Annotated in this window: 25 protein-coding genes; 10 read left to right on the forward strand and 15 right to left on the reverse strand. The window is 68.1% G+C overall.

All coding sequences use genetic code 11. From position 1 onward, the window contains the following. Positions 1 to 11: 11 nt before the first annotated feature. Positions 12 to 773, reverse strand: a complete 762-nt coding sequence (locus EGT67_RS04910) for a CPBP family intramembrane glutamic endopeptidase (RefSeq protein ID WP_127914943.1) — start codon at positions 771 to 773, stop codon at positions 12 to 14. Between the two features lie 235 nt (positions 774 to 1008). On the opposite strand from EGT67_RS04910, the gene EGT67_RS04915 reads away from it, so the two are divergent. Continuing rightward, the gene (locus EGT67_RS04915; protein WP_127914944.1) at positions 1009 to 2706 is read left to right on the forward strand and encodes a fumarate hydratase; all 1698 of its coding nucleotides are present in this window, start codon (positions 1009 to 1011) and stop codon (positions 2704 to 2706) included. A 157-nt stretch (positions 2707 to 2863) separates the two neighbouring features. Continuing rightward, entirely contained in the window at positions 2864 to 3877 is a 1014-nt protein-coding gene (locus tag EGT67_RS04920) for an alcohol dehydrogenase catalytic domain-containing protein (protein ID WP_127914945.1), read from the forward strand. Between the two features lie 18 nt (positions 3878 to 3895). Here EGT67_RS04920 and EGT67_RS04925 read toward each other — a convergent pair whose 3' ends face one another. The 3 genes from EGT67_RS04925 to EGT67_RS04935 form a co-directional block, all read right to left on the reverse strand. Continuing rightward, positions 3896 to 4498: a methyltransferase family protein gene (locus tag EGT67_RS04925; RefSeq protein WP_127914946.1), complete on the reverse strand. Its 603-nt coding sequence runs from the start codon at positions 4496 to 4498 to the stop codon at positions 3896 to 3898. Between the two features lie 122 nt (positions 4499 to 4620). Beyond that, entirely contained in the window at positions 4621 to 5190 is a 570-nt protein-coding gene (locus EGT67_RS04930) for a mismatch-specific DNA-glycosylase (protein ID WP_127914947.1), read from the reverse strand. Positions 5191 to 5230: 40 nt separating this feature from the next. After that, positions 5231 to 5707, reverse strand: a complete 477-nt coding sequence (locus EGT67_RS04935; RefSeq protein WP_127914948.1) for a VOC family protein — start codon at positions 5705 to 5707, stop codon at positions 5231 to 5233. A gap of 194 nt (positions 5708 to 5901) precedes the next feature. Between EGT67_RS04935 and EGT67_RS04940 the strand changes: the two genes are divergently transcribed. Next, the gene (locus tag EGT67_RS04940) at positions 5902 to 6822 is read left to right on the forward strand and encodes an SDR family oxidoreductase (protein WP_127914949.1); all 921 of its coding nucleotides are present in this window, start codon (positions 5902 to 5904) and stop codon (positions 6820 to 6822) included. Positions 6823 to 6868: 46 nt separating this feature from the next. Next, positions 6869 to 7348: an SRPBCC family protein gene (locus EGT67_RS04945; protein WP_127914950.1), complete on the forward strand. Its 480-nt coding sequence runs from the start codon at positions 6869 to 6871 to the stop codon at positions 7346 to 7348. Positions 7349 to 7408: 60 nt separating this feature from the next. Here EGT67_RS04945 and EGT67_RS04950 read toward each other — a convergent pair whose 3' ends face one another. Further along, on the reverse strand, positions 7409 to 7996 hold the full coding sequence (locus EGT67_RS04950) for a TetR/AcrR family transcriptional regulator (protein ID WP_127914951.1): 588 nt from the start codon (positions 7994 to 7996) through the stop codon (positions 7409 to 7411). 67 nt (positions 7997 to 8063) lie between these two features. Between EGT67_RS04950 and EGT67_RS04955 the strand changes: the two genes are divergently transcribed. The 3 genes from EGT67_RS04955 to EGT67_RS04965 are packed head-to-tail and all read left to right on the forward strand — an operon-like array spanning position 8064 to position 11115. After that, positions 8064 to 8681, forward strand: a complete 618-nt coding sequence (locus EGT67_RS04955; RefSeq protein WP_127914952.1) for an NADPH-dependent FMN reductase — start codon at positions 8064 to 8066, stop codon at positions 8679 to 8681. Beyond that, positions 8678 to 10111 carry a DHA2 family efflux MFS transporter permease subunit gene (locus EGT67_RS04960; RefSeq protein ID WP_241565897.1) on the forward strand — a complete coding sequence of 478 codons (1434 nt, stop codon included), beginning with the start codon at positions 8678 to 8680 and terminating at the stop codon, positions 10109 to 10111. Before EGT67_RS04955 ends, EGT67_RS04960 begins: the two co-directional genes overlap by 4 nt. Next, positions 10108 to 11115 carry an IS481 family transposase gene (locus EGT67_RS04965; protein WP_421958093.1) on the forward strand — a complete coding sequence of 336 codons (1008 nt, stop codon included), beginning with the start codon at positions 10108 to 10110 and terminating at the stop codon, positions 11113 to 11115. The genes EGT67_RS04960 and EGT67_RS04965 overlap by 4 nt, the downstream gene beginning before the upstream one ends. Here the strand turns inward: EGT67_RS04965 and EGT67_RS04970 are convergent. The 9 genes from EGT67_RS04970 to EGT67_RS05010 all read right to left on the reverse strand — a co-directional run bounded on the left by EGT67_RS04970 (position 11112) and on the right by EGT67_RS05010 (position 20459). Next, positions 11112 to 12011 (reverse strand): STM4011 family radical SAM protein, encoded by a 900-nt coding sequence (locus EGT67_RS04970; protein ID WP_127914953.1) that lies wholly within the window; start codon positions 12009 to 12011, stop codon positions 11112 to 11114. The two genes, EGT67_RS04965 and EGT67_RS04970, sit on opposite strands and share 4 nt — an antisense overlap. A gap of 2 nt (positions 12012 to 12013) precedes the next feature. Continuing rightward, positions 12014 to 13378, reverse strand: a complete 1365-nt coding sequence (locus tag EGT67_RS04975; RefSeq protein ID WP_127914954.1) for an STM4012 family radical SAM protein — start codon at positions 13376 to 13378, stop codon at positions 12014 to 12016. Further along, the gene (locus EGT67_RS04980) at positions 13375 to 14241 is read right to left on the reverse strand and encodes an STM4013/SEN3800 family hydrolase (protein ID WP_241565898.1); all 867 of its coding nucleotides are present in this window, start codon (positions 14239 to 14241) and stop codon (positions 13375 to 13377) included. Before EGT67_RS04980 ends, EGT67_RS04975 begins: the two co-directional genes overlap by 4 nt. Then, positions 14228 to 15325 (reverse strand): STM4014 family protein, encoded by a 1098-nt coding sequence (locus EGT67_RS04985; RefSeq protein WP_127914955.1) that lies wholly within the window; start codon positions 15323 to 15325, stop codon positions 14228 to 14230. Before EGT67_RS04985 ends, EGT67_RS04980 begins: the two co-directional genes overlap by 14 nt. Further along, on the reverse strand, positions 15322 to 16278 hold the full coding sequence (locus tag EGT67_RS04990) for an STM4015 family protein (protein ID WP_127914956.1): 957 nt from the start codon (positions 16276 to 16278) through the stop codon (positions 15322 to 15324). The genes EGT67_RS04985 and EGT67_RS04990 overlap by 4 nt, the downstream gene beginning before the upstream one ends. 200 nt (positions 16279 to 16478) lie before the next feature. Continuing rightward, the gene (locus EGT67_RS04995; RefSeq protein ID WP_127915303.1) at positions 16479 to 17087 is read right to left on the reverse strand and encodes a PAS and ANTAR domain-containing protein; all 609 of its coding nucleotides are present in this window, start codon (positions 17085 to 17087) and stop codon (positions 16479 to 16481) included. A gap of 362 nt (positions 17088 to 17449) precedes the next feature. Then, complete coding sequence (locus EGT67_RS05000) at positions 17450 to 17812, reverse strand: hypothetical protein (RefSeq protein ID WP_127914957.1); 363 nt, start codon at positions 17810 to 17812, stop codon at positions 17450 to 17452. A gap of 297 nt (positions 17813 to 18109) precedes the next feature. Further along, complete coding sequence (locus EGT67_RS05005) at positions 18110 to 18541, reverse strand: SRPBCC family protein (RefSeq protein ID WP_127914958.1); 432 nt, start codon at positions 18539 to 18541, stop codon at positions 18110 to 18112. 721 nt (positions 18542 to 19262) lie between these two features. Further along, positions 19263 to 20459, reverse strand: a complete 1197-nt coding sequence (locus EGT67_RS05010) for an RtcB family protein (protein WP_127914959.1) — start codon at positions 20457 to 20459, stop codon at positions 19263 to 19265. Between the two features lie 164 nt (positions 20460 to 20623). Here EGT67_RS05010 and EGT67_RS05015 point away from each other — a divergent pair, with 164 nt between their 5' ends. Beyond that, positions 20624 to 21523 (forward strand): carboxymuconolactone decarboxylase family protein, encoded by a 900-nt coding sequence (locus EGT67_RS05015; protein WP_241565899.1) that lies wholly within the window; start codon positions 20624 to 20626, stop codon positions 21521 to 21523. Positions 21524 to 21638: 115 nt separating this feature from the next. After that, positions 21639 to 22256, forward strand: coding sequence for a hypothetical protein (locus tag EGT67_RS05020; RefSeq protein ID WP_127914961.1), 618 nt, complete (start codon positions 21639 to 21641; stop codon positions 22254 to 22256). A gap of 35 nt (positions 22257 to 22291) precedes the next feature. Here EGT67_RS05020 and EGT67_RS05025 read toward each other — a convergent pair whose 3' ends face one another. Further along, the gene (locus tag EGT67_RS05025) at positions 22292 to 22780 is read right to left on the reverse strand and encodes an FBP domain-containing protein (RefSeq protein WP_127914962.1); all 489 of its coding nucleotides are present in this window, start codon (positions 22778 to 22780) and stop codon (positions 22292 to 22294) included. A 113-nt stretch (positions 22781 to 22893) separates the two neighbouring features. On the opposite strand from EGT67_RS05025, the gene EGT67_RS05030 reads away from it, so the two are divergent. Next, complete coding sequence (locus EGT67_RS05030; protein ID WP_127914963.1) at positions 22894 to 23928, forward strand: zinc-dependent alcohol dehydrogenase family protein; 1035 nt, start codon at positions 22894 to 22896, stop codon at positions 23926 to 23928. Positions 23929 to 23944 lie beyond the last annotated feature (16 nt).

The following is a 23944-nucleotide window of genomic DNA, read 5'->3' on the forward strand; positions in this document are numbered from 1 at the left end:
CGACCGGGACATCAGCCCAGCGACACGTGCCAGACCAGGGCCGCGGCCAGGGCGCCGACGCCGTTGAGCGACCAGTGCAGGGCGATCGGGGCGAGCAGGCTGCCGCTGCGGCGGCGCAGCCACGTGAAGACGAAGCCCGCGACCGCGGTCGCGGCGACGGCGCCGGCGATGCCGAGGGCCTGCCCGAGCGCGCCGCCGCCGAGGATCGTGCTCAGCCCCTTGTTGCCCGACGTCAGTCCGAGCGACGACGCGATGTGCCACAGCCCGAACAGGAGGGATCCCGCGGCGAACACGCCGCGCACGCCCGAGACGCGGGACAGGGTGCCGTGCAGGACGCCGCGGAAGGCGAGTTCCTCGGGGATCACCGTCTGCAGCGGGATGACGATCATGGAGGCGACGAGGGCACCGGAGATGGTGGCGTACCGATCGGCCATGAAGAACTGTCGCGTGACCGGGAGCGCGATGCCGATCGCGACGACCGCGAGGACGATCCCGACCGATGCCAGCGCGTACACGGTGCCCTTCCGCCAGTGCCGCGGCGACAGGCCCAACTCGGACCAGCCCAGGCCACGACGCCGGGTCAGCCCGACCAGGATCGCCGCCGAGATCGGCACCGTCGCGATGCTCGCCCACACGGTGGTGAAGTGGGCGATCAGGTTGGTGGCGACCAGCACGGCCACGACCACGGCAACGTCCAACCACGCATGCGCGGCGCGGATGCGGTGAATACCCGTCGTCGACACGGCGCCGGCATTCGCGGTTGCGAGATTCATGCGGTGCGCATCCCCCGTCTCTGCGATCAACCCGACACCGAGAGAACACAGATTGTTATCTGTCTGTTACCAAGCTCGAGAGTACGCCTCCGTGCACGGGGCGCGCGGTGAACTACCCCACACCGCGACACGGTCACCTTCGATGCTACGGACTTCTTCACCGCCCCGATTCGGACGAGCAAATGCCCGCCGTTAGCCTCAATACGAACTCAACAGCCCGTGTTCAGGAGAAACGATGCCGGAATTCCTCTACGAGGACCTGCTGCCGATCGGTGAAGACCCCACCGAGTACCGGCTGCTCACCACCGAGGGGGTGTCCACCGTCGAAGGCCCCGACGGCCGCACCTTCCTGAAGGTCGAACCCGAGGCCATGCGGCTGCTCACCGAGACCGCCCTCCACGACATCTCGCACTACCTGCGCACCGATCATCTGAAGCAGGTCGCCAGCATCCTCGACGATCCCGAGGCGTCCAACAACGACAAGTTCGTCGCCCTGGACCTGCTGAAGAACGCGAACATCTCGGCGGCCGGCGTGCTGCCGATGTGTCAGGACACCGGCACCGCGATCGTCATGGGCAAGCGCGGCCAGCACGTGCTCACCCCCGGCGACGACGAGGAGTCGATCGCCCGCGGCGTGTACGACGCCTACACCAAGCTGAACCTGCGCTACTCGCAGAACGCTCCCATCACCATGTGGGAGGAGAAGAACACGGGCAACAACCTGCCCGCGCAGATCGAGCTGTACGCGGACACCGCGAAGGGCCACGAGAACTCCTACAAGTTCCTGTTCATGGCCAAGGGCGGCGGATCGGCCAACAAGTCGTACCTGTACCAGGAGACCAAGGCCATCCTGAACCCGGACTCGATGATGCAGTTCCTCGAGGCCAAGATCCGCTCGCTCGGCACCGCCGCGTGCCCGCCGTACCACCTGGCGATCGTCGTCGGCGGCACCTCCGCCGAGTTCGCGCTCAAGACGGCGAAGTACGCGTCGGCGCACTACCTGGACGAGCTGCCCACCGAGGGCGCGATCACCGGCCGCGGCTTCCGCGACCACGAGCTCGAGAAGCAGGTCTTCGAGCTCACCCAGAAGATCGGCATCGGCGCGCAGTTCGGCGGCAAGTACTTCTGCCACGACGTCCGCGTCATCCGTCTCCCCCGCCACGGCGCGTCGCTGCCCGTCGCGATCGCCGTCTCCTGCTCGGCCGACCGCCAGGCCAAGGCGAAGATCACCCCCGAGGGCGTCTTCCTCGAGCAGCTCGAGTTCAACCCCGGCCAGTTCCTGCCCGAGGTCACCGACACCCAGCTCGACTCGGACACCGACGGCGTCTCGGGCACCGGCAAGGGCGCCGCGGTCAAGATCGACCTCACCCGTCCGATGCCGGAGATCCTGGCCGAGCTGTCCAAGCACCCGGTCAAGACCCGCCTGTCGCTGACCGGTCCGCTGGTCGTCGCGCGCGACATCGCGCACGCGAAGATCAAGGAGCGCCTGGACGCCGGCGAGGAGATGCCGCAGTACCTCAAGGACCACCCGGTGTACTACGCCGGACCGGCCAAGACGCCGGACGGCATGGCGTCGGGCTCGTTCGGCCCCACCACCGCCGGCCGCATGGACTCGTACGTCGAGCAGTTCCAGGCCGCGGGCGGATCGATGATCATGCTGGCCAAGGGCAACCGGTCCAAGCAGGTCACCGACGCGTGCAACACGCACGGCGGCTTCTACCTCGGTTCCATCGGCGGCCCGGCCGCCCGCCTGGCGCTGGACTGCATCAAGAACGTCGAGATCGTCGAGTACGAAGAGCTCGGCATGGAGGCGGTCTGGAAGATCGACGTCGAGGACTTCCCCGCGTTCATCGTCGTCGACGACAAGGGCAACGACTTCTTCGCCCACACCGGCGAGGTCACCCTCACGATCGGCAAGCGCCCCGGCCTGTGAGCTGACGCACCGAATCCTGAAGGCCCGGTGGAGCATTCGTTCCACCGGGCCTTTCGTCGTCTTTGCCGCGTGCGGCGCGAGCCCTTGCCAGGATCCGCCTGCGGGGTCTTGACTGGAATGCGGACCGCCGACCGCCGAACACGGAGCGAGGGTGCCGATGTCGACCCATCGAGCAGTACACGTCCAGTCCCCCGGCGAACCGCTGACGCTCGCCGACGTCGAGACGACGCCGCCCGGGCGCGACCACGTCCGCATCACGGTCGCCGCGTGCGGCGTCTGCGGCACCGACCACGGGTTCGTCAACGGCGGATTCCCCGGAATGTCCTGGCCGCTCACTCCCGGGCACGAGATCGCCGGAACCATAGCCGAACTCGGGGACGGCGTCGCCGACTTCGCCGTGGGAGACCGGGTGGCCGTCGGCTGGTTCGGCGGGCACTGCAACGAGTGCGTCCCCTGCCGCCAGGGCATCTTCATTCACTGCGAGAAGATGCAGGTGCCCAGCTGGCAGTATCCCGGCGGCTATGCCGAATCGGTGACGGCGCCTGCCAACGCGCTCGCGCGGATCCCCGACGGCCTCTCCTTCACCGAGGCCGCGCCGATGAGCTGCGCCGGCGTCACGACATTCGACGCCCTCCGGAAGACCCGGGCACGACCCGGCGACCGCGTTGCGGTGCTCGGCGTCGGCGGCCTCGGACACCTCGGCGTCCAGTTCTCCCGTGCGATGGGATTCGAGACGGTCGCGATCGCCCGGGGCGCCGGCAAGGCCGACGACGCGCACCGCTTCGGCGCCCACCACTACGTCGACTCCACCGCGGGCGACGTCGGCGCGGCCCTGCAGGCACTCGGCGGCGTGTCCGCGGTACTTGCGACCGCGGCGAACTCGAAGGCGATGGCCGACACCGTCGGCGGGATCCTTCCGCAGGGCGAACTCGTCGTCGTGGGTGTCACGCCCGAACCGCTGCCGATCAGCCCACTGCAACTGATCACGCCCGGTGTCAGCGTGACCGGCCATCCGTCCGGCACCGCGCGCGACGTCGAGGAGACGATGCAGTTCGCGGTGCTGTCCGGGGTGCGCGCCCAGATCGAGCAGCGCCCGCTCGCCGACGCCGCGGACGCGTACGCCGCCATGGACGAGGGCCGGGCTCGGTACCGGATGGTGCTCACCATGTGACCGCCGCGGACACCGGCGTCACAGCACGTACGGGATCAGTCGCTTCGTCCGGTCCATGTACCGCCGGTACTCCTCGCCCACGCCCTCGACGAGCACCCGCTCCTCGTGCGGGATGCGGACCACGTACGCCCCGGCGAGCACGAGAACGGTCAGTGGCGCAAGCCAATTGGTGTACGCGACGGTGAAACCGAGCGCGCACACCAACGCTCCCGTGTACGACGGGTGCCGGACGTGCCGGTACAGACCGGTGTCGACGACGCGCTGCCCGGGCACCGTCTGCACCCGGAAGGTGAACGACGCGCCCAGTTCGTAGACGGCGCGCAGCCGGATCGTCTGCCCCACGAAGGCCACCGCCAGCCCGGTCCAGAAGAACCACCAGGCACCGGTGGTGACGACCGTCGCGTGGACCAGGACACTCGCCGTCGGCCCACCGAGGTACACGCTCGCGAGTCCGAGGCCCACTGCGGCGCCCGTCCACCCGTCTCGCGACGATCCGGTGGCCTGGTGCGTCAGTCCGATCCGGAACTCGGAGAACAGGAATGCGACGAACGCGGCGGCGAGCACCACCCCCGCGACCGGGTCGGTCGCGAACAGCGGGAGGTCCGCTCCCGAGTCAGCCACCGGCCCGGGACCTTCGGCGCGCCCTGCTGACCGTCATGTTCCGAGTGTGCCGCGCGCGCCCCGCCCCCGTTGGCCGAATGTCACACGTTCGGTCCAAGTGAACGTATGTGACATTCGGCCGGTCACCCCGCGACCACCCTCGCCTCGACCGCGGCCGCGCGGTACGCCTCGGCCAGCGAGTCGACGGTGTCGTGGGCGTTGAGTCCGCTCGGATTGGGCACCACCCACAACTCGGCGCCCTCGAAGTCCTCCGGCTGCCGCCCCTTCTTCGCGGTGCGTACGCCGAACGCGGCACGGTACGCGGTGATCCCGGCGATGGCGACCACGCGGGGGCGCAGTTCGGCGACGAGGCGCCGCAGGCGCAGGCCACCCGCACGGAGTTCGTCGGCGGTCAGTTCGTCGGCCCGCGCGGTCGCGCGCTGGGCGAGATTCGTGATGCCGACGCCGTGCGACACCAGCAGCTCCCGATCGTCGTCGGACATCCCTGCCGTGGGGTCGATCGGGCGGTCGATGATCCCGGCGCGCAGCAGCGCCGGGTAGAAGCGGTTGCCGGGCCGCGCGAAGTGGGCGCCGGTCGCGGCCGTCCACAGCCCCGGGTTGATCCCGACGAAGAGCAGGCGGCAGCCCGGACCGATCAGGTCGGGCACCTCGGCGTCGCGGAACGACTCCAGTTCGGCACGGCTGAATCCCATGGGGACAGCGAACCCCATGGATCACGCACCGGCCAAACCGTCAGGAACCCTCGTACGCCGCTCGGATCGCTCCGATGTCCAGCTTGCGCATCTCGAGCATCGCCTGCGTCGCGCGCTGAGCGCCCGCCGGGTCGGTGCCGCCGAGGTAGGACCCCAACTGCGCAGGAACGATCTGCCACGACATCCCCCAGCGGTCCTTGAGCCAGCCGCACCGGCCCTCTTCGCCGCCGTCGGCCGTCAGCTGGGACCAGTACGCGTCGACCTCGGCCTGGTCGGCGCAGCTGACCTGGAAGGAGATCGCCTCGTCGAACGAGTATTCCGGTCCGCCGTTGAGGATCGTGAACGCCTGCCCGTCCAGTTCGAACTCGATGGTGAGCGCGAGCCCCTCGGGGCGGTGCATGCCGGGCCCGTAGCGGGAGATGTTCAGGATCTTCGAGTTCTTGAACACCGAGACGTAGAAGTTCGCGGCCTCCTCCCCATCGGTGTCGAACCACAGGCACGGGGTGATCTTCTGCATGTTCGGTTCGTCCTTCCGGTCGTTCGTCGTCGAGACGTGCTCTGTCGGGATAGACCGTGGCGGTGCGGGAGACTGACCAGCCGCCGATCGCGAGCGTACGACGATGCGGCGGCAACCGCCCGGAACACGGCCGGTCCGGCGGTAGATTGGGACGGGAACGGACCCGTGCATCGTCGATAGCCGAGGGAGTTCACATGTATCAGGTTCCCGACATGACGGGCCGATACGTCGTCGTCACCGGCGCCAACAGCGGCACCGGCAAGGAGGCAACCCGCCGGATGGCCACCGCGGGGGCGCACATCGTGATGGCGTGCCGCACGGTGAGCAAGGCCGAGGCCGCGTGCGCGGAGATCATGCACGAGATCCCCCAGGCGCAGCTCGAGATCCGACGAATCGACCTCGCCGACCTGGGGTCGGTGCGGGAGTTCGCGGCCGGCTTCCTCGACGACGGGCGCCCACTGGACCTGCTGGTCAACAACGCCGGTGTGATGTCCCCGCCGGAGCGGTTCGAGACGGTCGACGGCTTCGAGTTGCAGTTCGGCAGCAACTTCCTCGGACCGTTCGCCCTCACCAATCTGCTGTTGCCGCTGCTGCTGGACGCTCCCGCGGCACGGATCGCCACGATGACCAGCGGCACCGCCCACTACGGGCGGATCAACTTCCGCGACCTGCACTCGACCCACCGGTACAGCCCGGCACTGAGCTACGCCCAGTCCAAGCTCGCCGACATGCTGATGGCCCAGCACCTCGCCCACGTCGCCGACGAACGCGGCTGGAACCTGCTGAGCACGTACGCGCACCCCGGCTACACGCGCACCAACCTGCAGACCGCCGGGGCGAGCCTGGGCCGGGACAAGCCGCGCCACGGCATGTTCTCCGGAAGCGATCGCACGGTGCTGCCGTCCCAGGACGTCGAGCACGGCGTCGAGCCACTGCTGTTCGCCGCCACCAGCCCCGACGCGGTCCAGGGCGGCTACTACGGGCCGGGCGGACGCATGGGACTGATCGGGCCGACCCGGCGATACGAACAGCCACGCAGCTCGCGGGGCGTCGACCTCGCGTCGTCGCTGTGGGCGGTGGCCGAGAAGCTCACCGACACAACGCTTCCCTATTGAGCCGCTCACCGCGCGTGACCCGAGACCGTCCCACGGAGGGGATCCCATGACCGACCGGACCACAGCCGCCACCGTCATCCTGGCCGGTGAGCGCGGCCTGCACATCGAACGCGTCGTGAACGCTCCCCGCGACCGGGTGTGGGCCGCGTACACCGAACCGGAACTGATCGCGCAGTGGTGGGGTCGAGGCAATCCGCTCGACGTCGAGACGTGGGAACTCGAACGCGGCGGTCACTGGCGGTTCGTCGAGCACCACGAGGGCGGCACCGCCGGCTTCGAGGGGCGCTTCCGCGACGTCACACCGCAGGACCGCATCACCTGGTCCTTCGAATGGGACGGTATGCCGACCCACACATGCGTGGAGACCATCGAGTTCGTCGACCTCGGCGACAACGGCACCAGGGTCGTGATGGACTCGCTGTTCATGACCCCCGAGGACCGCGACGGCATGGTCCAGTCGGGCATGGAGGAGGGCATGAACGCGAGCTTTTCCGCGCTCGACGCCCTGCTCGCCCGAACCGCCTAGCTGTTGCGGGTCATGACGTTGTTGACGGGGAACTGCGTACGGAAGAGCTCTGCTTACGGGTCAACGTCCGTATGCGGCGAGGAAGACATCGACGCCCTCAGTGACAACGTGCTCGATATCGGTTGCGGAGGCGATTGAGTTGACCGTGCCGGCGGTGAGCTGGATCAGGTGAACGGCCGCAATCTGGCCATCCTGCACCTTCACCAGGCGTTGGCTGCTCATGACGAGTAGATGTTCGGCGATGGCGGAACGGACGCGCTCCGGGCCGGCGCGGCGCCACGCAGCCAGGACGTCCGGGTCTATGTGGTCGGCATCGGCGGCCACCTGCCGGATCATGGCGAAGTGGGACTGCGATGCCGGATCCGGTGTGGCCCAAGCGACACCGAACGCGATCAGGTCCCGGCGGAGGTCCGCGATACGGCCGAGTAGCCGATCCGCCAGTGCGATCTCACGCTCGGCGACGCGGTTGGCGCTGTCGAGGATGACCGCGCGGAACAGTGCTTCCTTGCTGCCGTATCGGTTGTAGATCGTCCGAGTGGAGACGCCGGCCTCGGTTGCCAACGACTGGATGCTTGCCCGGCTGTAGCCGTCACGCGCAAATACACGCAGCGCTCCGTCGAGCAGTGCCCGCTCCTTGTAGCCGCTCACATGAGACCTCCCAATTCGAGTACAACGACCATTGTACTAAGTGCAATGATCGTTGTACTTTGAACGCATGGACACCAACACCGCAACCACATCCGTGCCCCGCATCGCTGTCATCGTCGGATCCACCCGCCCCCACCGGAGAGCGAGACTCGTCGCCGACTGGGTACAGGAGAACGCTGAACAACACCTTCTCGGGCGCGCCAAGGTCGAGATAGTGGATCTCGCCGAGTACGACCTGCCGCTGCTCGATGAACCGGTGCCCGCCGCGATCGGGACCTACGCCATGCCACACACGCGCCGCTGGGCCGAGCAAATCGCCACCTACGACGGTTTCGTGTTCGTCACCCCCGAGTACAACCACTCGTTTCCAGCCGCATTGAAGAACGCGGTCGACTTCCTGTTCTCGGAATGGAACGACAAGGCAGCGGGCTTCGTGAGCTACGGCCTCCACGGCGGTGTTCGCGCAGCCGAACACCTGCGCCTGACGCTCGCCGAGGTCAAGATTGCGTGTGTCCGCAGCCAGGTCGCGCTCAGTCTCTTCACGGACTTCGACCTCCCGGACATCCAGCAGCCGGGCCGGCTCACTCCCGCGCCCCACCACGACGAGATTCTCGCGCGGATGCTCGACGAGGTCGCGGACTGGTCCGAGGCACTGGGCGCGCTTCGATCGGGCCGCAGGCCGTGACCTCGGCGGCGGTGCGCGGTGCCGGCGAGCGATCCGATCGCATCGATGCACGGACGTGGCGGCTGTGCTGGGTGATCGTGCTCGGCGCGTTCGCGAGTGGCCTGGATGCCTCGATCGTCAATGTCGGCCTGGATTCGATCAGCCGTTCGTTGGGATCGTCGCTGGCGGCCACGCAATGGGTGGCCAGCGGCTACTTGCTGGCGCTGGCGGTCTCTCTTCCGCTGGCGGGATGGCTCGCCCATCGCTACGGCAGTAGGCGCCTGTGGCTGGCCTCCCTCGCGGCGTTCACCGTGGCGTCCATCGGGTGCGCCGCCGCGCCCACACTTGAGTTCCTCATCGTGGCGCGCGTGCTCCAAGGCTTCGCCGGAGGTGTCCTCATTCCGACCGGCCAAACGGTCCTGGGCCAAGCAGTCGGACCCGACCGTCTGGGGAGAGTGATGGGCACCCTCGGCATCGCCGTCAGCGCGGCACCCGCAATCGGGTCCCTATTGGGCGGATTCATCCTGCATGGCGCCGCCTGGCCGTGGCTCTTCCTGATCAATATCCCCATCGGGGTCGCAGGGCTCCTGCTGGGTAACCGCCTACTCCCCCGAGACGCTGAATCACCGACAACCTCCCCGCTCCACCGGACCGGGCTCGCGCTGATCAGTATCGGGCTCCCCGCCCTGGTCTTCGCGGCCAGCCGGTGGGGAGACGCCGGCCACTTGACCCCCGACATCGTCGCCGCCGCAGGATTCGCGACCCTCACCCTGGCCGCGTTTGTCGCTGTCACCCTGAGAGCCACCCATCCGCTACTCGACCTCGAGATGTTTCGGGTGCCAGGATTCCGTGCCGGTGCCGTGACCGCGTTCTTTTCGGGAGCGCTGATCTTCGGAAGCGGTGTCCTGTTCGCCCTGTACTTTCAGGTCGGTCGCGGGCAGACACCGCTCGATACCGGGGTCAGCCTCCTCTGCTTCGCAGGCGCAACTGCGGTCACCGCCCCAATCACCGGCCGTTGGATCGACCGCCGCGGTCCCAGTCGCGTGGCGCTCACCGGTGGCGTGCTGGCTGCTGCCGCCACCGCGGCCCTGACTGCGCTGCCCTTGGATGCGCCGATCTGGTTGATACAACCGGTACTCATCGTCTTCGGCGCTGCCGTCAACATGGTTGCGATGCCGGCCGGCATCACCGCCTACAAGTCCGTCAGCGCGACGCATCTCCCCGACGCGATCACCCAGATCAACATCCTCCAACGCATCGGCGGATCCATCGGTGGAGCGATCTGCGCAGTATTTGTCGCCAGCAATCAGACAGGTCTCGCAACAGCTTTCACTCACGCCCACCTGGCGCTTCTGACCGCTTCCCTGGGAGTCACCACCGGAGCCTTGCTCATCTACCGCGCAACAAGACCAGCCCGGACCCCACAACCATCGGACAAGGATCACTGGTGACGAGATTGCACGCCAACGCACCACTGTCATTCGAGGGACGGAGGCGGCTGATCGAACGGTGCAAAACCAGACCGATCGCACACGTCGCCGCGGAAATGGGCATCTCGCGTGCCTGCGCGAGCAAGTGGGTGGGCCGCTATCGCGGGTTCGGCGAACTGGGACTCCATGACCGCTCGTCCGTTCCTCACCACCAGCCCACAGCCACTGGACCCGACGTCGTGGCGCGGATCGAGACTCTGCGCCGAGACCGCAAATGGTCAGCCCGTCGAATCACGTTTGAACTGGCCAGTGAAGGCAACGCAATCAGCCGTCGCACCGTCACCCGTCACCTGCACCACCTCGGCCTGAACCGACGCCGGTTCATCGACCCCAATGGTGAGGCCAACAGGGTCGCGCGCAAGATCATTGCCCACTGGCCCGGGCACATGGTGCACGTCGACGTGAAGAAAGTCGGCCGGATCCCCGATGGAGGCGGTTGGCGTGTACACGGCAAGGGCTCCAAGCGGGCCAAGGCCGTCGAGCGCGGCAAGACCGCCGGCAAGACCGGCGGATATGTCTACCTCCACTCCGCGGTCGATGGCTTCTCCCGCCTCGCCTACACCGAATCACTTGCTGATGAGAAATCAGTCACCGCAATCGGTTTCATGCACCGCGCCCGCGCATTCTTCGCAGCCCACGGCATCCTGTACATCCAGCGGATCGTCACCGACAACGGCAGTTGCTATCGGGCGAAGGACTTCACGAAGGTCCTCCACGGGGCACGGCACCAGCGGATCGCCCCGTACACGCCACGTCACAACGGGAAAGTAGAGCGATACAACCGGATCCTTCCCGAGGAATTCCTCTACGCCCGCGAATGGCACTCCGAACACCAACGCACACACGCACTCGGTGTGTGGAACGTGCACTACAACTACCACAGGCCACACTCTGCCGTCGGCGACCGTCCGCCGACCTCGAAACTTCTCGCCTGTGTAACCAACGTCCTGGCTTCATACACCTAGCCGGGGCTGGGGACGCCGCCGGCTTCGGTGGATCGCCGCACCGGGAGGGGCAACCACACCGGCTCCGCCGGGATCCGTTCGAGCACGCCGCCCGCGAACACGTCGTACAGCGGCAGCTGCTCGGCATGCACGTAGCCGATGTGGCAGTCACACACGTCCAGTGGGCACGGCCGCGGCCGCAACGCTTCCTGGAAGGAGCCGTCGTACAGGTTGCCCAGGACCTCGGGGACGAAGTGGCAGCGCCGGACGGTCCCGGCACCGTCGACGGACACCACCGAGGCTCCGGTACGGCACGCCCGCCCCCGTGTCCGGTGCGGGTGCCGGCTGAACTCGAAGAGCGGGTCGATCCCTATCCAGTCGGCCGCGGCGGCGTCCGTGTACTCGTGTCCCTCGGCGGCGTTGACCCACAGGTACACCGAGTCGGGAAGCTCGGCGCGCAGCCGACGGGCGGCGGCCAGGTGCTCCGGCAGTCCGACGACGCCGACGCTGAAACGCACGCCCAGCGCGGTCAGCTCGGCGGTCTTGGTCAGGAACCGGTCGTGCGGCGTCTGGCCGGGGTGGTACGTGCACCACAGCGCGACCGCGTCGCGGTCGGCATCGGCGAGCCAGCCGGTGCGGCAGCTGAGGTTGGTCTGGATCGCCACCCGACGCACGTGGGGCAGCCGGGACAGGTCCACCAGGGCCCGCCGGTACCAGGACCGGACGAGGCCCTCACCCCACGGTGTGAACAGGATCGACAGCTCCCGGTCCTGACCTGCCACCCACGCACAGAAGCGTTCCAGCGCGGCCCGGTCGGCGCGCAACTGCTCGGGGGTGTCCCGACGCTTGGCGAACGGGCAGTACGGGCAGTCGTAGTCGCACGACGCCAGCGGACCCCGGTACAGGATGGTCAGCACCGTCAGCGGCCCTCGTACTCGGCCATCGCGGCGCGCACCCGCGGGGAGAACAGCTCCGGCCCCAGCGCGTCGGAGTACGCCATACCCAGCGCGGTCAGACGTAGCCGGCCGCCCTCGGACAGAAGCCATCCGCGCTCGGCCCACCGGTCCAACTCGGCACCGAAATGCTCGTGCGGATCGGCCCCGAATCGGGAACGGTAGTCCGACGACGGCATTCCGGTGGCCTGCAGCACGGACTGCAGCAGGTGCCGGCGGCGGGCCTCGTCCTCGATCATCGCGTGACCCACCACCGCGCGACGGAAGTCGTCGACGGTACCCGCCACGTAGTCGTCGACGATGGCGCGCACCTCCCGCGCATCGACCGCGTAGTCGAACGAGTAGTGCAGCCCCCGGGTGTACGACCTTGCACCGCAACCGAGTCCGATCATGCCGTCGGTCTGGCAGGCGTAGTCGTCCGGGCCGACGTCGGGGGCGTCGGCTCGGCGGAACATGCGCATCGACTGCTGGACGTAGCCCGCCGCGAGCAGCTGGTCACGCCCGCGGCGGTAGAGGTCCAGGCGGTGGGCGTCCCAGTCCGGATCGGGACCGGCGCCGCGGCGCGCCAGACCTGTCAGCGGCCGCACGTACAGCGGGTACAGGTACAGCTCCTCGGGGCGCCAGGCCAGCGCGGCGTCGAGGGAGGCGGCCCAGGAAGCCGGTGTCTGGCCGTCGATCCCGTAGATCAGGTCGATGTTGAGGACCGCGATCGCGGCGTCCCGGATCCGCTGCAGGGCCGCCTCGACGTCCGCACGCCGCTGCGGCCGGACCGCCGCCCGCGCGTCGGTGTCGTCGAAGCTCTGCACGCCGAGGCTGAGCCGGGTGGCGCCACGCTCGGCCAGCACCGCGAGCCGGTCGGCGGTGGCGGTCGCCGGCGACGCCTCCACCGACAGGGGGACCGCCCGCAGGTGGGCGCCCATGCCCTCGGCGATGTCGCACAGCCGGTCCAGTTCGGCCGCGGTCAGATAGGTGGGGGTCCCGCCGCCGAACGCCGCCGTCGCGAAGCGGGCCGACGGGGCCAGGGCCTCGCGCACCGCCTCCGCCTGCCGCTCGAGCGCGTCGAGGTAGCGGGTGGTGAGCTCGTCCGGCGCCCCGACCCGGGTGAACAGATTGCAGAAGCCGCAGCGCACCTCGCAGAACGGCACGTGCAGGTACAGCGACAGCGCGTCCTGCGGTTCGTCCGCCCACAACTCGGTCAGCGCCGGGCGCGGGTCCAGCGGCCGGTACGCGGTCTTGTGCGGGTACGCGTACACGTAGTTCTGGTACGGCGGAACGTAATCCGCGGCAACGGTGTCCGCCGCAACCGGCAGGGGCAGGTCGACGGCGGTCATCTCGGTCCCTCGAGGAAGAAGTGGGCATAGGGCACCGTCCACACCAGGGGGTGGCCCAGCCGGTGCCCGGTGTAGCCGTCCTCGCCGTACGTGGTGCCGTGGTCGGAGCACACGATCGCGAAGCACCGTCGCCGGCTCGACATGGCGGCGAACAGTCGCCCGATGTGCCGATCCACGTACTCCAGCGCGGCCGCGTGCGTCGCCCGGGTGTCCCCGGCGTCCGCGGTGGCGCCCTCGGTGAAGAACCAGTTCGGCTGGTGCAGGGCCGAGACGTTGACGAACAGGAACAGCCGGCGCTCGGCGGGGAGTCGGTCCACCGCCCGTGCCGCCAGGTCCACCTGCGCCTCGAACGACGTCGGCGACGTCACCCCGAGTTCGGGCGACCAGTGCGCCTCGTCGAACAGATCGGGCAGCACCGAGCCGAGCGCACCCCGGCGGTTGAAGAAGCCGACGCCGCCGATGCACACCGTGTGGTAGCCGACGGCGGCAAGGCCCGCAACCAGATTCGACTCCGCGTACACGAACGTGCCGTCCGCGGTCGATTCGCTGCCGCCGAACTCGGCCGCGAACAGGCGTGGGTGCGGCCCCTGCCCGACCGGGGTGGGCAGGAACCCGGCGAATATCGCCTGGTGCGAGGCGTAGGTGAAGCTGCCGGGGGCATGGCGTTCCTCCCACCGGCCACCGGGCAGGTGCCGCGCCAGGTTCGGGATCCGGCCGGCGGCCGCGAGCTCGCAGGCCACGTCGTAACGCAGGGTGTCGAGCGTGATCAGCAGGATGTCGTCGGAGCCGACGACGGTGTTCATGTCCGGCTGTGCCGCAGTCGATTCCGGCTGCACGCCGGCCGCCGTGTCAGGCCGCGACATGCTGGGACCACCCTCCCGAGACCGCGGCCAGTTGCGCCGCATACGTGTCGAGGCCGTCGGCGCGGCCGGGGAGCCCGCTCAGGCCCGGGAGCAGGTCCCCGAAGGCATTCACCTCACCGACCGCGGCACCGTTCCAGTTCGCGGCGGGCAGCAGGTCCACCCCGACGCACAGGGTGCGCGGGAAGCAGGCGGCGGCCCGTTCCGCGACGGCGAGCGCCTCGTCCCAGCCGAATCCCGCGGCGTCGAACGCGGCCCGCGCGATCTCCGGATCGCCGCGGTGCCCGCCCAGGTGCAGGTTGGTCATCGGGTGGGCGCTGGTACGCAGCACCGCGTGGGTTGCCCGCCCGGCGACCACCACGACCCGCAGATCAGCGGCGCGGCCCTCGATCGACGGCTTCGGCAACCACGCCTCGATGTGCAGGCGTTCGCCGGCCAGTGTGTCGATCAGCGCACCCACCTCCGCCTCGCCCGCGCGTCGGCGCACGCGGAGCGAGTTGTGGACGCCGTCCGCCGCGACCTCCACGCTGCTGCGTGCCTGGACCCGGCCGCCGGATGCCGTCTCGACGGCCACCACGCCGGCCGCGGACGATCCGTGCGCGGGTTTGACGAAGAACCGCCGCAGGCCGGCAGCGGCCGCCAACTCGCGCACCTCCGGCCAGCTCCGCGGCATCGGCGCGTCACCGCCCGACGTGGGCGAGATCGGCACCGGCACTTCATCACTCGCAAGAACGGCGTGACACCGTCGCTTGTCGAACAGCACGGCCAGGTCGTCCGGATCGGTCAGCCGGCGCCCGCCGCGCAGCGTGCCGACCGCGGCGAGCAGCGACGCGTACCACCGCGGGCCGTCGGCGATCCGGGTCGGATCGCCGGCCCCGCGCAGCATCGCGTCCACTTCGGGGTTCTCGCCGGGCGAGTCGAGGCGCACCCACTCGTCGGTGTCGAACCGGGCCCCGCCGCCGGTGAGTACCGCGCGCCAGGACACCACCCGCGGGGTGGGCATGCCGGAGCGGGTCGCGGCGTCCAGCAGCATCGTCACGCGACGGTTCTCCGGATTGCCCACGACCGCCAGCCGGGGACGGGTCATTCGCTGACCGCGACCGACCGGTAGATCGTGCCGTCGTATTCCTCCTCCTCGGTGTCCTCGCCGTCGAGGTTCAGTTGCACGCCGGACGGTTCGAGTGCCGCCCGCAGGCGCGTCCGCATGCCCTCCGTCAGGTAGTTGTGGTGCAGGTCGAGCGATTCGAGGTGGGTGAGCGCCTGCCCCGCGAGCAGTGCCTTCGCGCCCGCATCCGACAGCGCGCCCTTGGACAGGTCCAGGACCTGCAACTGCGGAACGATCGGCGCGGTCGCGACAGCTGCCGCGATCTCGTCCTCGTATTCGCTGTTCGCGAGCGCGAGGCGCGTCAACCGGGGAAGCTTCTCCCCGGAGAGGATCGGGGCGAGGTCGTCGACGGTCGAATCGGCGCCATAGTTCTCGTCGCCCAGCCACAGCTCCAGATCGGTCAGCGCCGGCAGATCCGATGCGGCCACGGCCCGGACCACGTCGACGGACAGGCCGCCGGTTTCGATCACCAGGCGGCGCAGGTTCTCGTGCCGGACCGGGGTCAGTTCGAGCTGGGTGCCGCCGCGCACCCCCAGGTGCTCCAGCCGGGGAAACGCGGTCAGCAGCGGCGTGACGTCCGACTGCACGATCCACGAGATCTCGCAGTCCTCGAAGGTCATGTCCCCGAGGAACAGGGCCCGCAGCGCCGGCAGCTCGTCGGCGGCCGCGACGAGCGCCGCCACCACGTCGGCGGAACTCTCCTCGTACGGGTCGGACCAGCCACCGACGACGATCGCCTGCACGCTCGACGGATCGACCGCGGCCCGGAACTTGGCGAACGCCTCCGGCCACTCCATCGGCGCCTCGTACGTGGGAACGGTGATCCGCCAGGCGACCGGGCCCGGCCCGGGCACGGCGGGGGCAGCGTCGGTATCGATGGGGAACTCCACAACCGGGAGGCCGTGGAACTCGTTCTGCAGGTCGTTGATGGTCACCGGGGCACTCCTGCTGTCGGGTGGGTTCGACGGCGATTATGCCCGATTTCGGACGATCAAGATCAGGCCGGGTCGACGCCGCGGCGCCTCGAGGCAATCAACGCGCAGAACCTGTCCCCACCCGCGTCGGTGGCACCTGGGTCCTTCGTGAATCTGCTGTGCAGGCGCACGCCCGCCGCAGCGCCTGACCACCGAAACGGCTAAGCGCCCGAGGCGAGGAGGAGACGATCGAACGCTCCACGCACGTCGAACGGGATGTCGAGGGCGGTCGGTAGAGCTGCGACCAGTTCCTCGGCCACCACACGAAGCTTGACGTTGAACTGTTGAGACTTCCAGGTGAGGACATCGAATGCGCGATCGGCGGAGATGCCGTAGATCACCATCAGCGCGCCTTTCGCTTGCTCTATGACAGTGCGGGACTCGATGAATGCGGCGACGTTCTCGGTGATGGTGTGGTCGACGTCGCTGCGGATGGAGTCAGTGACGTCGATGTAGAAGCCCGACATCCCGACGACACGCCCGTCGGCCGTGACGCGTTGACCAACGCCCACGAGATAGTGAACCTTACCGGCGGTGTCGATGATCCGATGCCTGCTGCTGAACGGCTCGCCGTCCCTCAGTACCCGCCGCATAAGATCCGCCGAAGCGTCCCGGTCGTCGGGGTGCTTGTGTTCGAGCACGAGCGCGGTGGTGGGGACGACCTCACCGGGCTCGTAGCCGTGCATGTGGGCGACCGCGTCCGACCACTCCCACCGGTCACCATCGAGGTAGAAGCGGAAGCTCCCGACCCGTTCGAGCTGTTCGGACATCAGGACTGCGCTGGGTCGTCGCTGGGCGTCGCCACCTGACAATTTTCGCACTGTTCGCATCGAAAGTTCACTCCTTGCCGGTGCCGGTAACGGGATCTCAGGTTGCTGGACAGGTAACGCGCGCTGATCGCCGCCTCGGCAGGGGACATCCGTGTAGCTGCCGGAAGGAGTGGGCGTTCGGGCGGGGGCGGTGAGTAGCCGGTCAGGATGATCGAGCACGCCGCACGCGAGGATCACCCGACGTGGCCAAACTCGGCAGCCGCCCGTTTCCCACGAATGCTCGTGTCCTGCTCACTGTGTGACCTGAGGTATTGGCCGTGGCCTTTTGTGAACGCCACACGGCGATAAGGGGGTCAGCCCGGTCAGATGGCCAGTGCGGCCAGGATCACCGCAAGGAAGATGATCAAAGCTGTTGTTGCAGTGACGATTGCGGCAGCTTCCAGTAGAACGGGAGGAAGCGCTGCGGCCGCACTGGATCCGCAAGCGAGCTTGAGGGAGTACCCGCGCTTTCTCGTCTGCAAGGGGTCGTCATGGTTGTCGCCGTGCCCAGCGGTGGGGTCGATTTTCGCGTGGGACCAGACGCCGGTGACCGGATCTGTCGATGGATGCTTTGGGGTTCGATTCGCGTGGTGCATTCCGCGTAACTCCCGAAATTCGAAGAACTCGAATCGGCGAACGAGACCTGCAATCCGCGAATGCGCCGACACGAGCAACTGCTCTAGCATCGGCTGTCTACTCAACCTGCTGCCAGAGTAGCGGCGACCATGAAAGACAGCAAGGCCATAGCCACTTTTCCTTCGCTCCGGGGTGGGACAAATGCGTTGGTACGCGACCCCACGTCGGCGCGCGTCAAGGGGCAACTGTCTGTCTGTGAGGGACGGTCTGTTCGCAGAGGCTTCTCCAGTGCAGATTCGTGCGCGCGTACGGACGTGGGGCGGGTCTGTCGGCCGGGCGATCGAGCGTCCTTTTCAAGATGGTGGAGACGCCGTTCTGGATCCGGGACGATGGCCGGAGTCGCTGTGTCAGTCACCGGTCTGGGTGTCGTGTTCTTCGATGAACTGCTTGAACTGGGCCATGTTGGTGTGGACGAGGCGGTTGAGGTAGCCGAGCTTGTCGGCAAGGTTTTCGACGAACCCCTTCGGGTCGATGTCGATGTGAGCGGTCACCCGGGTGTGCGTGTTGTCGAGTCGGCGGAAGGTGATGACTCCGGCGTTCTCAGGCCCGCCGTCGGAGTGCCAGGCCAGTCGCTCGTACGGATGTAGTTCGGTGATGTCGGCGTCGAATTCGCGGGTCAGACCAGCGAGGTGGACCACGAAGTGCAGGTGGCCTGCATCGAGTCGGCGAACTTCCCGTACCCCGGACATGAACAGCGGAAAGGTCTCGAACTGTGCCCACTGGTCATAAGCAACATCGACCGGAACACTTACGTCGACGGCCTCGGTGATGCTGCTCATGACGGCGAGATACCCAAAATTTCAGCCTCCGAAACCGGACCACCAGCCTTTAGTGCCTGTTTACGAACCCTGCTTGGAAGTGAACCTTTCGCGGCAGTGTCACGCGTGACGGCCGGTCGAACGAATCGAAAAACCACGCCTGAAATGCAGGAATAGTTCGTCGCCGAGCCTTGCGGATAGGGGCGGAGAGCGCTGCATACCGAACCGGAAGTCCGGCAGTGGGCGCTGGAACACTCCTGACGCTGATGCCCGTTGTGCACGAAGTAGCGCAGGCCGCCTCTCATTTGCGGTCAGTCGACGGATGTGGTGCTACCCATCGGACACCACCGATGCCGAGTGGTTGTTGATCGAGCCGCTGCTGGGTGTATGGGTTCTTCAGCCGATGGCATCGCTCGGGTGCGCTCGGACGTATCCGGGACGAGCTTCGCCGCGCACTCCGGCTCTCATCGAGCCACACGCCCCGGCCGTATCGCCCCGGCGCCCACATCCTGGACAGTCGTCCACCCACTTTTCGTAAACCGGTGTGTCCTCGATTCCCCTCGGCTATATTTCGGCCGCATAACAGTCAGACAACCGGCCTGCCCTGGAAGGGTCCGCAATGAACCTCAACCTCATCTCGCTGTTCCCGATCCGCTACATCGAGAGCCTCCTGGACTTCGGCAGCTCGTTCCATTTCAGCCTGTAACTCCCGCGGGTTCTGCTTCAACCCGGTTCGAAGCGGCTACGTCCCCTTGACATTGAGGATCTGCCGCAACTCGTGCCGGATGTCCACGAGATCCCTGGCGTCGTCCATCACCACGTCGATGTCCTTGTAGGCGTCGGGGATCTCGTCGACCCACTGCGGCCCGTGCCGGTACTCGATCCCCCGCATCCTGCTGGCCAGGTCGTCCACGGTGAACCGCTTCCGCGCCTGCGTGCGGGAGAACCGGCGGCCGGCGCCGTGCGGGGCGGAGCACAACCCGCGTGCGTCGCCCTTGCCGGTGACCACGTAGGACCGGGTGCCCATCGACCCCGGAATCACCGCCGCCACACCCTCGTGCGCGTTCACCGCCCCCTTGCGGGTGAGCCAGACCTTCTCGCCGTAGTGCTCCTCCTGCTCGGTGTAGTTGTGGTGGCAGTTGATCCGCTCGGCCTCCACCACCGGGGCGCCGATCCACTCGCCGAACAACTTGACGAAGCGGTCCATCATCTCCGCCCGGTTCAGTAGTGCGAATCGCTGCGCCCACCGCAGTTCCCGGATGTAGTCCCAGAACTCCGGCGTCCCCTCTGCCAGGTAGGCGAGATCCCGGTTCGGCAGGTCGATATGCCATGTCCGGCAAAGCTTCTGGGCGATCGCGATATGCTTCTGCGCGATCTTGTTCCCCACGCCCCGGCTGCCGGAGTGCAGGAACAGCCACACCCGGTCCTGCTCGTCGAGGCACAGTTCGATGAAGTGGTTACCGCCGCCCAGCGAACCCAACTGCTCGCGCCACTTCGGGGAATGGGACAGGTCGACGCCGTCCCGGGCGGCCCGCTCCTCCAGTTCCGCGATCTTGGGCTCCGCGAACCACTTCCCGAGGGAGGCGGTGAGGTTGTAGTTACCCGGCGACAGCGGGATCGCGTGTTCGATCCGCAGCCGCAGCGCGTGCAGCGTCCGCCCCTCGTGACCGGCCCGTTCGATGTCGGCGGACGTGAACTGCGTTCGGGCGGCGATCATTCCGCATCCGATGTCGACCCCGACCGCGGCCGGGATCACCGCCCCGCGGGTGGGGATCACCGTTCCGACCGCCGACCCCTTGCCGGCGTGCGCGTCGGGCATCAACGCGACGTGGGGATACACGAAGGGCATGGAGGCGGTCTCCCGCGCCTGCGCGAGAGTTCCGTCGTCGATATGGCTGGCCCAGTTCAACAGGTTGTGGCCGTGCTCGGTGGGGGTCACTGTCCTACTCCGGTCATGGACGCCCGCGCGAGGTTCGCCCGCGTCGCGCCCGAAAATGGTTGGTACCACAACCGTATGGCGATACCGGGACAAAGCAAACGAATAATCGCTCGCTGCAGTTCAATGGAGTACGAGATGTCGTACCCGAAAGGACGGTGGTGGCAGTGACAGGCTGGACCGAGGAGAGCGGCGCATCGGCGCTGGACCGATTCGCGCCCGACGTCGCGGCCACGCTCGACCGTCTCGTCGCGCTCGTGCCGACGATCGGCGACGGTCCGCTCACCGCGCAAGCCCGACAGGCGTGCGCGCAGACCCTGTCGCTGCCGCCGCTACCCTTCCCCGAGCCGGCACCGTCGACACCGGAGGCATCGCCGGCGGCGCTCACCTTCGCCGAACAGTTCTGCGTCGACGTCTCCGGGATCGACGACGGCATGCGAAGCGCGCTGGCGGCGGCGCTCGGCGACCGGACCGGCACGTTCGTGCAGGCGCTCTACGTCGCCGACTGGGTGCCGCGGGTGCGCGCAGCCCTCGACGCCCTGTTCGAGGCGCGCCGGCCCGCGTGGACCGTTCCGTCCGCCTGGGACACCGCCGGTGAGCCGTGGCCGCTGATCCAGCGCACCCTCGTCGAGGTCGCCCGGGTGCGCGAACTCGACCCGGTCACGACCGAGGTGGTGCGGTTGTACCAGGCGCGGCAGCACAACTGCCGGCTGTGCAAGTCGCTGCGCAACCGCACCGCCATGATGTCGGGCGGCGACGAGAGCCTCTACGACGCGATCGACGACTTCCGCGGCGGCACCCTGTCACCGCGCCACAAGGCGGCGCTCGAGTTGGCCGACGCCCTCACCTGGCAGCCCGGGCACCTGGAACCGCAGGTCGCGGCAGATGTGCGCACGTACTTCTCCCCCGCCGAGGCGGTGGAACTGGTGATCGACATGATGCGCAACTCGTGCAACAAGATCGCAGTGTCGACCGGGACGGATCGGGCCAACGTCGACGACGGCATCGAGGTCTACGACGTCAACCCCGACGGCAGCGTGGATTTCGGTCTGACGCTACCCGGCTGACACGCCTCGAGCGGCCGCGGCGCCATTGCCAGTCCCCGACGACGGGAGGAAGGTTGAGTGAGGAACGGGACCGGTGGCGCCACCGGGGCGCCGCCTCGAGCAAAGGAAGTTGATCGTGTACGCGCGTTCTACAACCATTCAGGCGCATCCCTCGTTCATCGACGCCGGAATCAAGCACATCCGTGACACCGTGATGCCGGAGCTCGCAGACCTCGAGGGCAGCGCAGGACTCTCACTACTGGTCGACCGCGACTCCGGGCGCTGCATCGCCACCAGCTCGTGGATGGACGAGGAGACTCTCCGTGCCAGCGAGGGGCCCGTCATCCACCTTCGGGATCGGGCCACCGAGATCTTCCACGGCACCGCGCACGTCGAGCGGTGGGACATCGAAGTCCTGCACCGCGACCACGCGTCGAGCCTCGGCGCGTGCGTCCGCGTGACCTGGTTCAAGGTCGATCCCGGCAAGATGACGCACGCTGTCGACGTCTTCAAGCTGGGCTTGCCCGCGATGGAAGACACCGACGGATTCTGCAGCGCGAGCCTGATGGTCGACCACTCGGCCGGCCGGGCGGTGTCCTCGGTGACCTTCGACAGCGTCGAACAGATGCGGGCCAGTCGCCAGCTGGCCGAAACGCACCGGGCCGCTTTCTTCCGCGAGGCGGGAGCCGAGTTACTGGAGGTGTGCGAGTTCGAGCTCGCGATCGCGCACCTGCACGTGCCCGAGATGGTCTGACCGTCGACGTACCGACGTGAGCGGCCGTACCGGGTTCAGGCGTACAGCCGCTCGACGAAGGCGTTCAGGTGCTCCCGCACCCGCTCGGTCTTCTCCTCCTCGGAGAGGTCCTCGCGGTACCGGCTGCCGAGCGCGGGCCGCTTCCGGCCCCGCGCATACAGCGAGCACGCGAGGTCGATGCACATGTAGATGCCCACCGAGTTCCCGGCGCGCCCGGACTCGCCCACCTTGTTGGCCGTCATCAGCGCGACACCACCGCGGGTGTGCGTCGTCAGGCAGATCGCGCACATCTGCGACTTGCCGGACCCGTTCGGTTCGAACCGCATCGCGATCCCGATCGGCCCGTCGTCCCGCGGGACGACTAGGTAACCCCGGCCGGGGAACGACGAGTCGGTCCAGCCGAGGAAGTCCAGGTCGGCCCAGGGGCGATCGTCGAGGTCACGCGGCGCGGGCAGGCGCTTGGCGTCACCCTTGGAGCAGTTGACGAACGACGCCCTGATGTCGCGTTCGGTGATCGGATCCATGACCGGGCCTGCTCCTTCGGTGGTACGGGCGGCTGACGGCCGACACGATACGACCGGCCCCGGGGACGGACAAACGGTTTTCACAATGCGAGAGGTCGCTCATGCCTCGATCCATGCGGGCACTCGTAGCCGAGAAGGTCGGCGAGCCCACCGATGTCCTGCGGCTGGAATCCCGGCCGGTTCCGACGCCGAGAGCCGGTCAGGCGTTGATCCGGGTGACGGCGACCCCGATTCACGCCAGTGATCTGCACGTGCTGCGTGGCCGCTACGGTTTCGCCCCCGAGATTCCCGCTGTCGGCGGCCGTATGGAATGCCTGGGCCGTGTCGAGGCCCTGGGCCCGGAGACCGAGGGACCGCAGGTCGGCGAGCGGGTGGTGGCCGTCGCGATCCCGGCGGTACCCGGACCCCCTGTCGACGGCACCTGGCAGGAATACCTTGTCGCCGACACGCGACGGCTGCTGCCGGTCCCCGAGCGACTGAGCGACTCCAGCGCCTGCCAACTCGCCGTCAACCCGTTGACCGCGCTGCTCCTCGTGACTCGCGAACTCGATGTACAGCCGGGTGAATGGCTGTTGCAGACGGCCGCAGGCTCCACCGTCGGTCGGCTCGTCATTCAGCTGTCCCGGCATCTGGGCATCCGCACGATCAATGTCGTGCGCCGGCGCGACGCCGTCGACGAGATCCTCGCGTTCGGTGGTGACGAGGTCATCTGCACCGAGGACGAGGACCTGGTGCGGCGTGTGGCCGAGATCGCCGGACCGGCCGGCGTACGCAAGGCCACCGACTGTGTCGCCGGACCCCTGGGCGCCCAGGTATCCGAGGCACTGGCTCCCGGAGGAGCGGTGGTGGTCTACGGCGCGCTCTCCACCCATCGGCAGACCGATCCGGCCGCGCTCACGATCCCGCTGCAGGCGCGCTCGGTCATCTACGACACCAAGACAGTCCGTGGCTTCTGGCTGAACCGATGGTTCGGCACCGCCTCACCGGAGGAGGCGCTACGCGCGCTGTCCCGGGTTCGCAGTCTCGTCGCCGACGAAGTGCTGAGCATCCCTCGTGGACAGCCGTTCCCGCTCGAACGGTTCGCCGAAGCCGTCTCGCTCGCCGAAGCACCGGCACACGGCACCAAACCGCTCTTCGTCTTCGACTGAGGCCGGGACGAAGAGC

The sequence above is a fragment of the Prescottella agglutinans genome (assembly GCF_004011865.1).
GTDB classification, from domain to species: Bacteria; Actinomycetota; Actinomycetes; order Mycobacteriales; family Mycobacteriaceae; genus Prescottella; species Prescottella agglutinans.

Bases quoted from the DNA above. Each gene is read 5' to 3' on its own strand.
- EGT67_RS04910 (WP_127914943.1), bottom strand. From the start codon at position 773: ATGAATCTCGCAACCGCGAATGCCGGCGCCGTGTCGACGACGGGTATT.
- EGT67_RS04915 (WP_127914944.1), top strand. From the start codon at position 1,009: ATGCCGGAATTCCTCTACGAGGACCTGCTGCCGATCGGTGAAGACCCC.
- EGT67_RS04920 (WP_127914945.1), top strand. From the start codon at position 2,864: ATGTCGACCCATCGAGCAGTACACGTCCAGTCCCCCGGCGAACCGCTG.
- EGT67_RS04930 (WP_127914947.1), bottom strand. From the start codon at position 5,190: ATGGGATTCAGCCGTGCCGAACTGGAGTCGTTCCGCGACGCCGAGGTG.
- EGT67_RS04935 (WP_127914948.1), bottom strand. From the start codon at position 5,707: ATGCAGAAGATCACCCCGTGCCTGTGGTTCGACACCGATGGGGAGGAG.
- EGT67_RS04940 (WP_127914949.1), top strand. From the start codon at position 5,902: ATGTATCAGGTTCCCGACATGACGGGCCGATACGTCGTCGTCACCGGC.
- EGT67_RS04945 (WP_127914950.1), top strand. From the start codon at position 6,869: ATGACCGACCGGACCACAGCCGCCACCGTCATCCTGGCCGGTGAGCGC.
- EGT67_RS04955 (WP_127914952.1), top strand. From the start codon at position 8,064: ATGGACACCAACACCGCAACCACATCCGTGCCCCGCATCGCTGTCATC.
- EGT67_RS04975 (WP_127914954.1), bottom strand. From the start codon at position 13,378: ATGACCGCCGTCGACCTGCCCCTGCCGGTTGCGGCGGACACCGTTGCC.
- EGT67_RS04980 (WP_241565898.1), bottom strand. From the start codon at position 14,241: ATGTCGCGGCCTGACACGGCGGCCGGCGTGCAGCCGGAATCGACTGCG.
- EGT67_RS04985 (WP_127914955.1), bottom strand. From the start codon at position 15,325: ATGACCCGTCCCCGGCTGGCGGTCGTGGGCAATCCGGAGAACCGTCGC.
- EGT67_RS04995 (WP_127915303.1), bottom strand. From the start codon at position 17,087: ATGTCCGAACAGCTCGAACGGGTCGGGAGCTTCCGCTTCTACCTCGAT.
- EGT67_RS05000 (WP_127914957.1), bottom strand. From the start codon at position 17,812: ATGCTAGAGCAGTTGCTCGTGTCGGCGCATTCGCGGATTGCAGGTCTC.
- EGT67_RS05005 (WP_127914958.1), bottom strand. From the start codon at position 18,541: ATGAGCAGCATCACCGAGGCCGTCGACGTAAGTGTTCCGGTCGATGTT.
- EGT67_RS05025 (WP_127914962.1), bottom strand. From the start codon at position 22,780: ATGGATCCGATCACCGAACGCGACATCAGGGCGTCGTTCGTCAACTGC.
- EGT67_RS05030 (WP_127914963.1), top strand. From the start codon at position 22,894: ATGCGGGCACTCGTAGCCGAGAAGGTCGGCGAGCCCACCGATGTCCTG.